At 73.6% G+C, this 12,820-nt stretch carries 12 protein-coding genes (1 of these 12 only partly in view); 4 read left to right on the forward strand and 8 right to left on the reverse strand.

Going from position 1 to position 12,820, the window contains the following annotated elements; translation table 11 throughout:
* The 3 genes from proC to OG702_RS14980 all read right to left on the reverse strand — a co-directional run.
* Positions 1-762, reverse strand: the 5' portion of a protein-coding gene (gene proC / locus OG702_RS14970; protein WP_327289372.1) for a pyrroline-5-carboxylate reductase. It extends 48 nt beyond the left edge of the window; 762 of the gene's 810 nt are visible here — the first part of the coding sequence; the start codon lies at positions 760-762; its stop codon lies off the left edge, out of view.
* A gap of 73 nt (positions 763-835) precedes the next feature.
* On the reverse strand, positions 836-1,573 hold the full coding sequence (locus OG702_RS14975; protein WP_327289373.1) for an ABC transporter permease: 738 nt from the start codon (positions 1,571-1,573) through the stop codon (positions 836-838).
* On the reverse strand, positions 1,570-2,388 hold the full coding sequence (locus tag OG702_RS14980) for an ABC transporter ATP-binding protein (RefSeq protein WP_327289374.1): 819 nt from the start codon (positions 2,386-2,388) through the stop codon (positions 1,570-1,572). Before OG702_RS14980 ends, OG702_RS14975 begins: the two co-directional genes overlap by 4 nt.
* 184 nt (positions 2,389-2,572) lie before the next feature.
* Between OG702_RS14980 and OG702_RS14985 the strand changes: the two genes are divergently transcribed.
* Complete coding sequence (locus OG702_RS14985; protein ID WP_327289375.1) at positions 2,573-3,040, forward strand: hypothetical protein; 468 nt, start codon at positions 2,573-2,575, stop codon at positions 3,038-3,040.
* A 7-nt stretch (positions 3,041-3,047) separates the two neighbouring features.
* Here OG702_RS14985 and OG702_RS14990 read toward each other — a convergent pair whose 3' ends face one another.
* Positions 3,048-3,998: a helix-turn-helix domain-containing protein gene (locus OG702_RS14990; RefSeq protein ID WP_327289376.1), complete on the reverse strand. Its 951-nt coding sequence runs from the start codon at positions 3,996-3,998 to the stop codon at positions 3,048-3,050.
* 112 nt (positions 3,999-4,110) lie between these two features.
* Here OG702_RS14990 and OG702_RS14995 point away from each other — a divergent pair, with 112 nt between their 5' ends.
* Complete coding sequence (locus OG702_RS14995; RefSeq protein WP_327289377.1) at positions 4,111-5,046, forward strand: SDR family NAD(P)-dependent oxidoreductase; 936 nt, start codon at positions 4,111-4,113, stop codon at positions 5,044-5,046.
* Between the two features lie 306 nt (positions 5,047-5,352).
* The gene (locus OG702_RS15000; RefSeq protein WP_327289378.1) at positions 5,353-7,320 is read left to right on the forward strand and encodes a WD40 repeat domain-containing serine/threonine protein kinase; all 1,968 of its coding nucleotides are present in this window, start codon (positions 5,353-5,355) and stop codon (positions 7,318-7,320) included.
* An 8-nt stretch (positions 7,321-7,328) separates the two neighbouring features.
* On the opposite strand, the gene OG702_RS15005 is transcribed toward OG702_RS15000, so the two are convergent.
* From OG702_RS15005 to OG702_RS15015, 3 genes are all read right to left on the reverse strand, one after another.
* Positions 7,329-8,585: a GNAT family N-acetyltransferase gene (locus OG702_RS15005; RefSeq protein WP_327289379.1), complete on the reverse strand. Its 1,257-nt coding sequence runs from the start codon at positions 8,583-8,585 to the stop codon at positions 7,329-7,331.
* An 83-nt stretch (positions 8,586-8,668) separates the two neighbouring features.
* The gene (locus OG702_RS15010; RefSeq protein ID WP_327289380.1) at positions 8,669-8,929 is read right to left on the reverse strand and encodes a GlsB/YeaQ/YmgE family stress response membrane protein; all 261 of its coding nucleotides are present in this window, start codon (positions 8,927-8,929) and stop codon (positions 8,669-8,671) included.
* Positions 8,930-9,097: 168 nt separating this feature from the next.
* Entirely contained in the window at positions 9,098-9,484 is a 387-nt protein-coding gene (locus OG702_RS15015; RefSeq protein ID WP_327289381.1) for an SSI family serine proteinase inhibitor, read from the reverse strand.
* A 442-nt stretch (positions 9,485-9,926) separates the two neighbouring features.
* Between OG702_RS15015 and OG702_RS15020 the strand changes: the two genes are divergently transcribed.
* Positions 9,927-10,817: an SGNH/GDSL hydrolase family protein gene (locus OG702_RS15020; protein ID WP_327293236.1), complete on the forward strand. Its 891-nt coding sequence runs from the start codon at positions 9,927-9,929 to the stop codon at positions 10,815-10,817.
* Positions 10,818-10,881: 64 nt separating this feature from the next.
* Here OG702_RS15020 and ilvD read toward each other — a convergent pair whose 3' ends face one another.
* A complete protein-coding gene (ilvD, locus tag OG702_RS15025; protein ID WP_327289382.1) occupies positions 10,882-12,735 on the reverse strand; it encodes a dihydroxy-acid dehydratase in 1,854 nt (617 codons plus the stop codon).
* Positions 12,736-12,820: the final 85 nt, after the last annotated feature.

Here is a 12,820-nt window from a genome sequence, read left to right on the forward strand (position 1 = left end):
GGCGGCGAGGAGCGCGGCGCGGACGCCGTGGTTCTCCAGCTCCCGGATGGCGCTGATCGTGGTGCCGGCCGGGGAGGTCACCGCCTCGCGGAGCTTGACCGGGTGTTCGCCGCTGTCGCGGAGCATCACGGCGGCGCCGATCGCGGACTGCACGATGAGGTCGTGGGCCTGGGAGCGGGGCAGGCCGAGCAGGATGCCGGCGTCGGTCATGGCCTCGACCAGGTAGTAGAAGTACGCCGGGCCGGAGCCGGACAGCGCGGTGGCGGCGTCCTGGTGCTTCTCCGGGACCCGCAGGGTCTTGCCGACCGGCTGGAAGATGGCTTCGGTCCGGGCGAGATGGGACTCGTCTGCGTAGCGTCCGGCCGAGATCACCGACATGCCCTCGTCGACCAGCACCGGGGTGTTGGGCATCACCCGGACCACGGGGGTGCCGTCGGCGAGGCGGCCCTCGAAGAAGCCGGTGGGGATGCCGGCGGCGGCGCTGATGACCAGGCGGTCGGCCGGCACGTGCGGGGCGAGCTCGTCCAGCAGGGCCGCCATGTCCTGCGGTTTGACGGCCAGGATCAGGGTGTCGGCGGACTTCGCCGCCTCGGCGTTGTCGACGGGCTCGATGCCGTAGCGGGCACGCAGCTCGTCGGCCCGGTCCTTGCGGCGGGCGGTGACGAGGAGGTCGGCGGGTGCCCATCCGGCCCGGATCATGCCGGAGAGCAGGGCCTCGCCGATCTTTCCGGTGCCGAGGACGGCGACTGTCTGCTGGGTCATGGGGCCATAATGCCGCCAACGGCCGTCCGGCAGCGGGTACGTCCACGCCCCGGTCACCCGGATCGCGCCCCGGTCACGACGTGCGGCGGCGCAGGGTGGCGGCGCCGAGCGCGAGGGCGAGCAGCGCGCATCCGGCGACGACGGCGAGGTCGCGTACGAAGTCGCCGGTGACGCCGGTGTGCCGGACGACCTGGCTCATGCCGTCGACCGCGTACGACATCGGCAGCACGTCGGACACCCCGGAGAGCACCGGCTGCATGTCGCCGCGCGGCACGAACAGGCCGCAGAGCAGCAGTTGCGGGAGCAGGACGGCGGGCAGGAACTGCACGGCCTGGAACTCGCTGGAGGCGAAGGCGCTGACGAACAGCCCGAGCGCGGTGCCGAGGAAGGCGTCGGCGAGCGCGACAACCAGCAGCAGCCAGCCGGATCCCGCGACGTCCAGGCCGAGGACGGCGAAGACCAGCCCGGTGGCGAGTGCGGCCTGGACGACGGCGACGACGCCGAAGGCGAGGGCGTAGCCGGCGAGCAGGTCGGCCTTGCCCAGCGGCATGGACAGCAGGCGTTCCAGGGTGCCTGAGGTGCGTTCGCGCAGCGTGGCGATGGACGTGACCAGGAACATCGTGATCAGCGGGAAGACGCCGAGCAGGGAGGCGCCGGCGGAGTCGAAGGTGTGCGGGCTGGCGTCGAAGACGTATTTGAGCAGCGTCAGCAGGACGCAGGGCACCACCAGCATCAAGGCGATGGTGCGCGGGTCGTGGCTGAGCTGGCGCAGCACCCGGCGTGCGGTGGCGAGCGTACGGGCGGGGTTCATCGCGAGGTCGCCTCCGTGGGCGCGGCGGTGTCGGAGGGGGCGGGTGCGGCGGGGCCGGACGGGGCGCGGTCGGCGGCGTTCGCCTGGTCGACCAGGTGCAGGAAGGCGTCCTCGACGGTGTCGGTCCCGGTGCTGTGGCGCAGGGCGTCGGGGGTGTCGTCGGCCAGCAGCCGGCCGTCGCGCAGGAGCAGCAGGCGGTGGCAGCGTTCGGCCTCGTCCATGGCGTGGGAGGAGACCAGGACGGTCGCGCCGCGCTCGTCGGTGAGGCGGTGGAAGAGCTGCCACAGGTCCCGGCGCAGCACCGGGTCGAGGCCGACGGTGGGTTCGTCGAGCACGAGCAGTTCGGGGTCGCCGAGCAGTGCGACGGCGAGCGAGACGCGGCCGCGCTGGCCGCCGGACAGCTTCCCGGCGAGGGCGTCGGCGTGCGGGACGAGGTCGACGTCGTGCAGTGCGCGGTCCACCTGGGCGGGGCGGTCCCGGCGGGGGATGCCGAGGACCGCGGCGTAGTAGTCGAGGTTCTGCCGGGCGGTCAGGTCGGCGTAGACGGAGGGTGCCTGGGTGACGTAGCCGACCCTGGGCCGCAGGGCGCGGTGGCCCGCGGGGCGGCCGAGGACGGTGAGGGTGCCGGTGACGTGTGCCTGGGAGCCGATGACGGCCCGTATGAGGGTGGACTTCCCGCAGCCGCTCGGCCCGAGCAGGCCGGTGATGCGGCCGCGGGGGATCGCGAAGGCGAGGTCGTCGAGCACGGTGCGGCCACCGCGGACGACGCGGAGGCCGGCCGCCTCGACGGCGGGTTCCGGGTGTTTATTCATCATGCGGTGAATAAACACCCGCAATGCTTCCGCGTCAAGGCCGCGGCGGGGGTATCGCCGGCAGCCGCTGGGGGCCTGTGCGATCCGGGGGCCTCCGGTCAGGGGCGGAGGGTGCGGGCGGGGCATGGGGGGCGCGTCAGGGTCATCCCCTATGGCCTTCGTGCCGGTGGCGGAGGACTGTTGCGGTATGAGTCGTTCATCCCGTGAAATCGTTGTTTCCGGCACGGAGAAGCGGCAGTTGGCCGTGGCGTCCGCGACCCTCGGACCGTGGCGGCCCGCGGCCGCAGTCGGCGCCCTCGGCGGCGGTGTGTCCCTCGCACTGCACCTGGTGCACGGGCACTTCGGCCTCGGCATCCTGTCCGGTGCGATCTCGATCGCGGCCCTGCTCTTCTTCTGCGTCGGCGGGTCCGGCGCGGTGCTCGGCTACTCCTCGCACGGCTCGGGCCGCGACCGGCGGCTGCGCCGCTGGGCACGCTCGCACCCGTGGCAGGTGGCGGCGGTGCCCGCCGGGCTGATGTTCCTCAGCGACCTGGTCATCCGGCAGGTGCTCACCAGCCAGGGCTTCTTCAGCACCATATGGACCGGGCTGTGGCACGGCGCCGTGGTCGCGGCCGTGGTGGGCGTCGTCGGCGCCGTCGGGGCGTCCCGCAAGTAGCGGGCGGCTACTGCCGCGGCGGTGCCGCGGGCCGGCCCGCGGCGCCGCGCGAGGCCTGGGCGATGCCCGCAGGCGTGGCAAGGGACGAAGCCGTGGCCATGTGCCGGTCCTCTGCTGCCGGGGACGAGGTCGCACCAGGACCCTGCGCCGGGGTCAGGTGGGCGAGCAGCTGGAGGCGTTCGTACGAGGGCGAGCCCGGCTCGGCGTGGTAGGTGATGAGCATCTGGCCCGGTGCGGAGGGCAGCGCCAGCTTCTCGTAGTGCAGGTCGAGCGGACCGACCTGCGGGTGCTGAAGCAGCGTGAGCCCGCTGGTCCGCCGGCGGACGTCCTGGCGGCCCCACAGCGTACGGAAGCGGTCGCTGCGCAGGCTCAGCTCGCCGATCAGCTCGGCCAGGCGGGGGTCGTCGGCGGCGCCGATGATCGACCGCAGATAGGCGACGGCCTTGGCCGTCATAGCGTCCCAGTCGCGGTAGAGGTCGCGCATCGCCGGTTCGAGGAAGGCCGCACGCAGCGTGTTCACGCCGGGGGCGAAGAAGGGGTTCAGGGCGACGGCCAGCGGGTTGGCGGCCAGCGTCGTCATGTAGCGGCCGTGGACCAGGGCGGGGGTGCTGGTCCAGTTGTCGATCAGCGTCCGCACCTCGGGGCTGACGCGCTCCGGCCTGGCCGGCCTGCGGCGCGCGGCGGGCATGGCGGCCAGCTCGGTCAGATAGCGCTCGGCGTCGGTGTCGAGCTGCAGGGCGCGGGCGATACCTGCCAGCACCGGCGGCGAAGGGTGCTGGTCACGGCCCTGTTCGAGCCGCAGGTAATACTCCACGCTGATGCCCGCGAGCAGCGCGACCTCCTCGCGGCGCAGTCCGGGCACCCTGCGCCGCCCGCCCTCGGGGAGCCCGACGTCGGCGGGCTGGACGCGTTCGCGGCGGGTGCGGAGATAGTCGCCCAGCCTGTTTGCGGTAGCCACCTTTCCACCGTAAGCCCGGCGGCCGGCCGCGTGCGGCCCGCAGCCTGTCCCTGCGGGTACCGGTGTCAGCAGGGTCTTACTCACCGTGACGCGGTCGTGCACCCTCGGACGTATGAACGGACTCACTCCTTCGAAGACACCGCTCACCACCCCCTTCGGCTTCGCCTCCACCGCCGGCGAGGTGCTGGCCGGCCTCGACCTGACCGGGCGCCGCGCCCTCGTCACCGGAGCCACCTCGGGGGTCGGCACCGAGACCGCGCGGGCGCTGGCCGCCGCGGGGGCCGAGGTCGTACTCGGCGTACGGGACGCGGCCGCCGGGCGGCGCACGGCCGAGGCGATCAGCGCGTCCACCGGCAACGCAACGGTCACGGCCGGCCGGCTGGACCTCGCCGACCTCGGCTCGGTCCGCGACTTCGCCGCCGGCTGGGACGGGCCGCTGCACATGCTGGTGAACAACGCCGGGATCATGGCGCCGCCCGAACTGACCCGCACCCCGCAGGGCCGCGAGCTGCAGTTCGCCGTGAACTTCCTCGGGCACTTCGCCCTCACCACCGCCCTGCACCCTGCGCTGGCCCGGGCCGGCGGCGCCCGGGTCGTGTCGCTGAGCTCCAGCGCGCACCTCTTCGCGCCGGTCGTCTTCGACGACCTGGACTACCGTTTCCGGCCCTACCAGCCGCTCGTCGCCTACGGGGAGTCCAAGACGGCCGACGTGCTGCTCGCCGTCGAGGCGACCAGGCGCTGGGCCGGCGACGGGATCCTGGCCAACGCGGTCAACCCCGGTGCCATCGCCACCAACCTCCAGCAGCACACCGGCGGTCTGCGCACCCCGCCCGAGCGGCGCAAGACCGTGGCCCAGGGGGCCGCCACCTCCGTGCTGCTTGCCGCGTCCCCGCTGCTCGACGGGGTCGGCGGCCGTTACTTCGAGGACGCCGCGGAGGCCGCCCTGCTCGACCAGGCCCCGCCGCTCTTCGGCGGCGGCGTCGCCCCCTTCGCCCTCGACCCGGGCAATGCCGGGCGGCTGTGGGACACGGCGCTCGCGCTGCTCTAGCGTCGGGCGCGCTCTGAGGGTCGGCGCCACGTGCGGTGGCCCGCTGCCTCGACTGGAGCCCGGCGGGGGCTTGTCGCGCAGTCCTCGCGCCCCTGAGGGGGGTCCACATCCCGTTGCGTTCACACCTGCGGTGCGCTCTGGCTGAGCGCGCGTTCCCCGCACCACCCAAGGGGTGCCACATCCTGTTGTGCGGGCGGTTCATTGGGCGCCTGAGGGGGCTGGGAGGTCGTCGTGGGGGTCGGGGGTGGGGGTGGTGTTGCAGAATGGCCCGCACGGCACGGGCTAGTGGTCGCGGCAGGGGGCAGGGTGCAGGCGGGAGAGCGGATAGCCGGGCGGTATCGGCTGGACTCGCGGCTCGGGCGGGGCGGGATGGGCGAGGTGTGGCGGGCCTTCGACGAGGCGCTGGGCCGGCCCGTCGCCGTGAAGGTGCTGCTCACGGTCGACGCCGGGCACGAGGCGTTGCAGCGCTTCCGGCGGGAGGCGTCGATCGGGGCGCGGCTGCAGCACCCCGGGATCACGGTGGTGCATGACGTCGGGCACCACGACGGGCGGCTTTTCCTGGTGATGGAGCTGCTGGAGGGCACCGACCTCGCGCATCTGCTGGCGGCTTCCGCGCCCGGCGGGCTGCCGGTGGCCCAGGCGGTGGACCTGGCGGCGCAGGCCGCCGACGCGCTGGCGGCCGCGCACGCGCGGAAGGTGGTGCACCGCGACCTCAAACCCGCCAACCTGTTCCTGACGGCCGACGGCCGCCTGAAGATCTGCGACTTCGGCATCGCGTGGACCGCGGAGGCGACGGAGGGGCTGACGCTCACCGGCCGCCCGTTCGGCTCGCCGCCGTACATGTCGCCGGAGCAGTGGCGGGGCGAGCACGTCACCGTCCAGAGCGATCTTTACGCGCTCGGGTGCGTGCTCCACGCCCTGCTGACCGGCGCCCCGCCCTTCCCCACGGGCGAGCACCCGTGGGCGCTGATGCGGCGCCACGTGGAGGACGTGCCGGCGCCGCTGCGGTCGCTGCGGGCCGATGTGCCGGCGGGCGTCGAGTCGCTGGTCGCCGAGCTGCTGGCGAAGGACCCGGCGGCGCGTCCCGACGCGGCAACCACGGCCGGCCGGCTGCGGGGGGCGGGCCCGGCGGCGTATACGCCCACGGTCCGGAGTCCCGGCGCGGACCCGGCCGCGCACACCGTCCCGGCGCCCGGCGGGCCCCCGCGCCCGAACCCCGGCGCGGGCGCCGGTCAGGCCCGGGGGCCGCGGCGCCGCAGCCTCCTGCGGGGCGGCGGCGCCGCCGCGCTGGCCGCGGCGACGGGCGGGACGGCACTGGCGCTGTGGCCGAAGAAGGACCGCGGCTCACTGCGGATCGTGGAGTCCTCCGTGCTGACGGGTCTCACGGGCGCCGCCTACGCCGTGGCGTTCAGCCAGGACAGCGACAACATCGCCGCCGGCGGCGGGGGGAACGCCGTCGTGGTCTGGGACGTCGCCACCAGCAAGCGGGTCACGAGGCTCGACGGCTCGGGTGACGCGACCTACCCCGTCGACACGGTGGCGTACAGCCCGGACGGGAAGATCCTCGCGGAGGCGGGCGCCGACGGGAACGTCCTGCTGCGGGACGCGACCCGGCTCGATCCGGCGGCGGTGCCCGCCGGGCTGAGCACCCCGAAGAGCGTGAGGTGCCGCACGGTGGCCTTCAGCCCCGACGGCAAGACGCTGGCCGCGGGCCGGGACGACGCGAACGTCGTGCTGTGGGACGTCGCGCGGCGCAGGCAGAGCGGCGTCCTCACCGGAGCCCACCGCGACCCCGTGCTGTCGGTGGCCTACAACCCCGACGGCACGAGCGTGCTGAGCGTCGACTCGGGCGGCACCGTCATCTACTGGAACGTCGCCTCGCAGGGGCCCTTCACCCTCTTCGACAGCGCCGTCGGCATGGCAGCCGAGACCTCGGCCGTGGCCTACGCGCGAAAAGGCGGGGTCTTCGCCGCCGCGACCGGCTCGCTGCGGCTGTGGACCGGCACCGGACCCGATCAGGTCACCGTCCTCACCAGCCGGGCCGGGCCCCTCTACGCGGTGGCCTTCAGCCCGGACGGCACGATCCTGGCCACCGGCGCCGAGGACGGCACCGTCGAGGTCTGGAGCGTGGACCGGCGCGAGGTCGTCATGACCTTCGCCGGCCACGGCGGCCTGGTGCGGTCGATCGCCTTCAGCCCCGACGGGAAGACCATGGCCGCCGCCAACGCGGACAAGACGGTCCGGCTGTGGAAGGTCAGCCCGGCCGCCGCCTGAATCCCGTTCTACGCAGCGATGGTTACCGGCGCCAGGCGCTTCTCCAGCAGGGTGACCGCGTAAGTCGTCCCCCGCGCACCGGACTTCGCGGACTGCTCGCCGACGACCTCGTAGCCGGCGGCCCGGTAGTAGGTGCGCAGCACGGCGTTGCCGGCCAGGCAGTCCAGCCGGCACAGCTCCAACCCGGCCTCGGCGACGCGGCGTTCCGCCTCGGCGAGCAGGCGGCGGCCGGTGCCGGGCGGTGCGGTGTCGCGGGCGGTCATCAGGCGGTGGACGTAGCCGGCGGCGCCCGGTCTGGTCCCCCAGGCCGCCGGGTCCTGCCACCACAGCTCCCAGGCGCCGGCGACCGGGCCGCCGGGGCCGAGCGTGGCGATCCACACCTCGCCGTCCGCGAGCCGCGCGCGGAAGTGGTCCTCGCCCAACTCGCCCGGCTGCCACTGGTCGATGCCGCGGGCGATCTGCCAGCGGGCGGCGGCGTCGCGCAGGCCGACCAGTACCGGCACGTCGGCCTCGCCGGCACGGCGGAAAACGAGCGGCGGCTCAAGGAGGTTGCGGCGCAGCGCGGCGACCAGCTCGGCGTCGACGCCCAACTGCTCGGCCGCGTAGGCCTGGACGGAACCGTAGGTGTCGGCCATCGCCGTGAGGAAGATCCGCATCACGTCGGCAGGCGCGTGGCAGTAGGCGGGCCAGCGGGGGGCCACGCCGCCGTTGTCCGCGGTCCAGTCGGCGAGCAGGCGGTCGGCGGCCAGTTCGGTGAGAGCGAAGTCCTCGATGATGACGTCGTCCGGCACACCCAGCAACGCCAGTATCAGGGCGGCGAGTTGGCCGGTGCGGTCCTTGCCTGAGGCGCAGTGGAAGACCACCGGCCCGGTGTCCGGGGCGGCGATGAGGTCCAACGCCTGGCGCAGTTCCTTCACGCCGTCCTCGGCGACCTCCAGGTAGTGCGCGGCCAGGTAGGGGCCGGGCTCCACCTCGGGCCCCTGGGACGGCTGGTCGTAGGGGCGGTGCTCGATGCTGAGGTTGTGATACGCGAGCGTCGGGTGCTCGGGCGCCCGGCCCTTGGCGTCGATCTCCGCCGGGTGGCGCAGGTCGATGACCGTGGTCACCCCGAGGTCGAGGAAGCGGTCCCAGTCCGCGCCGCCGAGCTTGCCGAGCGAGTCGGAGCGGAAGAGGCGCCCCCAACGGACTACGTGACCGCCGGCGGTGGGGTAACCGCCGAGGTCACGGAAGTTGTGCAACCGCTCGAACGACATGTGCCTGCTCATGGAGTCTCACCCTACGTCCCGGCCAGGCGGCCGGGACGCTCCCCGCACTCCTCGGTTCACCGCGTGCCCCGCAGGCGGGGGCGTCAGGCGCGACGCCTTCCCCAGGCCGGGGTGACCACGGCGATCAGCACTGCGGCGGCACCGATCTGCATCGCGTGGCGGACCCAGTCCACACCGTTGGTGTCGGCGACGCCGAAGGCCGAGGCCAGGGCGTTGCCCAGCAGCCCGCCGATCGCACCCAGGACGACCGTCAGCCACAGCGGAATCGGCTGGCGTCCGGGCAGGACGAGCTTGGCCAGCAGGCCGATGATCAGGCCCGCGACGATTGCCCAGAGGAATGACATGTCTGCTGCCTCGCTTTCCTGGCCCCGCCTCTCGGGGCCTGCCTGCCGCTTTCCCCGGTCCGGCGGAACCACGCCACCGGCTCCGCGCAGGCTCTTGGGTACCGGCCTGCGCCCCGCCCCCGGGCCGGCCTCTGCGCCGGCCTCTGCGCCGGCCTCCGCGCCGGCCGGCTAGGCGAAGGCGAAGACCGGGCCGGTCGCGGCCCGCAGGACACAGGAGTTGGCGAACTTCTTGCGCCAGTCGACCGGTTGGCCGCGGAACTCGCCTCGGGCGGTGACGACGACAGGGGCGTACGGGTCATGGCAGACGGCCAGTTGGCCCGGCAGCGCGTCGAAGTCGCCGTTCGCGGCGGACAGGGCGGTGCACGCCGGGAGGGGGAGGGGGTGGGATCCGTGCGGTACGGGCTCGCACGCGAGGGTCGCGCTGCGGGTGCCGGCTTTCAGGACGAGCCCCTGCCCAGGGGCGGGGGGTGCGTGCCCCGGGGCGGGGGGTGCGGCTACCTGGCTCACCGCGGCGAGCAACGCGCTTGCCGCTGCCGCGGCCATGATCTCTTTCACGCCGGCCACTTCACTGCGTGGCTGGGGCGGGGAGACGGCGCCGCGCCGTGGTGGCCCCCGAATTGGGGACGCCAACAGGGGGTTGCGCCCCCGGGAGTGGTACTTGCGGTGGCCCGCCGCCCGCGACCCGGTGGGGGCTTGTCGCGCAGTTCCCCGCGCCCCTGAGTGAGTGCCACATCCTGTCGCCTTCACACCTGCGGTGCGCTGTGGCTGGGCGCGCAGTTCCTCGCGCCCCTGCGGGGTGCCCTCTGGAGCGGGGGCAGGGTGGGGCGGAATGGTGAAGAAGTGGATGGCGGGGGGGCGGTGCGTGCGTGGGGCATTGACCGCCGACTGACCAGTCAGTAACTTCGGCGGAGCACCGCCGACTTCATCCGATCCCGACAGATATCCGCACCAATCGATGCCAGTGTCATGTCAGCGTCAAAGGAGACAGCAGATGTCGATGCGCATCACGACCCGCCCCGCCCGCGGGATCGCGGCGGCCCTGGCCGCCGGCACCCTGGCGGTGCTCAGCCTGAACGCCCCGGCCGCGCAGGCCGCGCCGGCCCGGAGCGCCGCCCAGTCGTACGTGGCGATGGGCGACAGCTACAGCGCCGGGTCGGGCATCCTGCCGCTCGACCCGTCCGCCGCGCTGCTGTGCGTGCGGTCCACCGCGAACTACCCGCACGTCCTCGCCGCCCGTGCGGGGCTCGCGCTCACCGACGTCACGTGTGGCGGCGCGCAGACCAAGGACTTCGCCGGGGCGCAGTATCCGGGCGTGGCACCGCAGTTGGACGCGCTGAGCGGCAGCACCGGGCTGGTCACGATGACGATCGGCGGCAACGACAACAACACCTTCATCGACGCGATCCTCGCCTGCGGGTCGGCCGGCATCGCGACCCTCGGGTTCGGGCACCCCTGCCAGAGCCTTTACGGCAGCACCTTCGACGACCAGGTCGACAACAGCACCTACCAGGCGCTGAGGTCCACCCTCGCCGCGGTACGCGCCAAGGCGCCCAACGCCCGGGTGGCCGTGCTCGGCTACCCCTGGATCGTGCCCGCCGCCCCGGTCGCCGGCTGCTTCGCGAAGCTGCCGATCGCCTCCGGCGACGTGCCCTACCTGCGGGACCTGCAGACCCACCTCAACGCGGCGGTGCGCCGCGCGGCCGCGGAGACCGGGGCCACGTACGTGGACGTGTCGGGGGTGTCGGAGGGACATGACGCCTGCGCGCCGGCCGGCACCCGGTGGATCGAGCCGGTCCTCTTCGGCACCAACTTCGTGCCCGTGCACCCCAACGCGCTCGGCGAGTCGAAGCTCGCCGACCGGACCGCGGCGGTGCTGGGCCTGAGCTGACACCGGCTCACGAACGGCGCGGCCGCCCCGGGAAGCACCCGGGGCGGCCGCGGCGCCGTACCGCTCAGCCTTCGAGCTTGGAGATGTCGCGCACCGCGCCCCGGTCCGCGCTGGTGGCCATGGCGGCGTACGCGCGCAGCGCGGTGGACACCTTGCGCTCCCGGTCGCGGGGAGCGTAGACGCCGCCGAGCGCCGCCCTGCGGGACGCCAGCTCCTCATCGGAGACCAGCAGTTCCATGGACCGCGCCGGGATGTCGATCCGGATGCGGTCGCCGTCCTCGACCAGCGCGATGGTGCCGCCGGAGGCCGCCTCGGGCGAGGCGTGGCCGATGGACAGGCCCGACGTGCCGCCGGAGAAGCGGCCGTCGGTGATCAGGGCGCAGGACTTGCCGAGGCCGCGGCCCTTCAGGTACGAGGTCGGGTAGAGCATCTCCTGCATGCCGGGGCCGCCGCGCGGGCCCTCGTAGCGGATGACGATGACGTCGCCGGGGCTGATCTCCTTGCGGAGGATCTTCTCGACGGCCTCCTCCTGCGACTCGCAGACCACCGCAGGGCCCTCGAAGGTCCAGATCGACTCGTCGACGCCCGCGGTCTTCACGACGGCGCCGTCCACGGCGAGGTTGCCGCGCAGCACGGCGAGTCCGCCGTCCTGGGAGTAGGCGTGCCCGACGTCGCGGATGCAGCCGCCCGCCGCGTCGGTGTCCAGCGAGTCCCAGCGCTCGGACTGCGAGAAGGCCTGCGCGGAGCGGACGCAGCCGGGGGCCGCGTGCCACAGCTCGACGGCGGTCTCGGACGGCGAACCGCCGCGGACGTCCCAGGTGTCGAGCCATTCCTTGATGGAGGAGGAGTGGACGGTGTGCACGTCCTCGTTGAGCAGGCCGCCGCGGTAGAGCTCGCCGAGGATCGCCGGGATGCCGCCGGCCCGGTGCACGTCCTCCATGTAGTACGTGCCGCCGGGTGCCACGTTCGGCGCGACCTTGGCCAGGCAGGGCACCCGGCGCGAGACGGCGTCGATGTCGGTCAGGCCGTAGTCGAGCTCGGCCTCCTGGGCGGCGGCCAGCAGGTGCAGGATGGTGTTGGTGGAGCCGCCCATGGCGATGTCCAGGGCCATGGCGTTGTCGAACGCGGCCCGGGTCGCGATGGCGCGCGGCAGCACGCTCGCGTCGTCCTGCTCGTAGTGGCGCCTGGTCAGCTCCACGACGGTGCGGCCGGCGTCCTCGTAGAGCGCCTTGCGTGCGGTGTGGGTGGCGAGCACCGAGCCGTTGCCGGGCAGCGCCAGGCCCATCGCCTCGGTCAGGCAGTTCATCGAGTTGGCGGTGAACATCCCCGAACACGAGCCGCAGGTCGGGCAGGCGTTCTCCTCGATACGGAGGATGTCGGCGTCCGAGACGTCCTCGTTGACGGCGTCGGCGATCGCGTTGATCAGGTCGAGCTTGCGGACCGTGCCGTCGACCAGGGTGGCGCGGCCGGCCTCCATGGGGCCGCCGGAGACGAAGACCGTGGGGATGTTCAGCCGCAGCGCGGCCATCAGCATGCCCGGGGTGATCTTGTCGCAGTTGGAGATGCAGATCAGCGCGTCGGCGCAGTGCGCCTCGACCATGTACTCGACGGAGTCGGCGATCAGGTCGCGGGACGGCAGGGAGTAGAGCATGCCGCCGTGGCCCATGGCGATGCCGTCGTCCACGGCGATGGTGTTGAACTCGCGCGGCACCGCGCCGGCCGCCTTGATCGCCGCGGAGACGATCCGGCCGACCGGCTGGAGGTGGGTGTGCCCGGGTACGAACTCGGTGAAGCTGTTGGCGACCGCGACGATCGGCTTGCCGATGTCTGCGCTGTCCACGCCGGACGCGCGCATCAGCGCACGGGCGCCTGCCATGTTGCGGCCGTGGGTGACCGTACGTGACCTCAGCTCGGGCACGGTGTCCACTCCCTTGGGTTCACTCAGCTCGTACGACGGGGCCGCGACGCGCGACCGTGCCGTCGAGAGTACGCCCGTCGCCCAG

This window comes from Streptomyces sp. NBC_01198 (assembly GCF_036010485.1).
Taxonomy (GTDB): Bacteria; Actinomycetota; Actinomycetes; order Streptomycetales; family Streptomycetaceae; genus Actinacidiphila.

Excerpts from the sequence above, each read along its gene's own strand:
- OG702_RS14975 (WP_327289373.1), bottom strand. The coding sequence starts at position 1,573 with ATGAACCCCGCCCGTACGCTCGCCACCGCACGCCGGGTGCTGCGCCAG.
- OG702_RS14980 (WP_327289374.1), bottom strand. The coding sequence starts at position 2,388 with ATGATGAATAAACACCCGGAACCCGCCGTCGAGGCGGCCGGCCTCCGC.
- OG702_RS14985 (WP_327289375.1), top strand. The coding sequence starts at position 2,573 with ATGAGTCGTTCATCCCGTGAAATCGTTGTTTCCGGCACGGAGAAGCGG.
- OG702_RS14995 (WP_327289377.1), top strand. The coding sequence starts at position 4,111 with ATGAACGGACTCACTCCTTCGAAGACACCGCTCACCACCCCCTTCGGC.
- OG702_RS15005 (WP_327289379.1), bottom strand. The coding sequence starts at position 8,585 with ATGAGCAGGCACATGTCGTTCGAGCGGTTGCACAACTTCCGTGACCTC.
- OG702_RS15010 (WP_327289380.1), bottom strand. The coding sequence starts at position 8,929 with ATGTCATTCCTCTGGGCAATCGTCGCGGGCCTGATCATCGGCCTGCTG.
- OG702_RS15020 (WP_327293236.1), top strand. The coding sequence starts at position 9,927 with ATGCGCATCACGACCCGCCCCGCCCGCGGGATCGCGGCGGCCCTGGCC.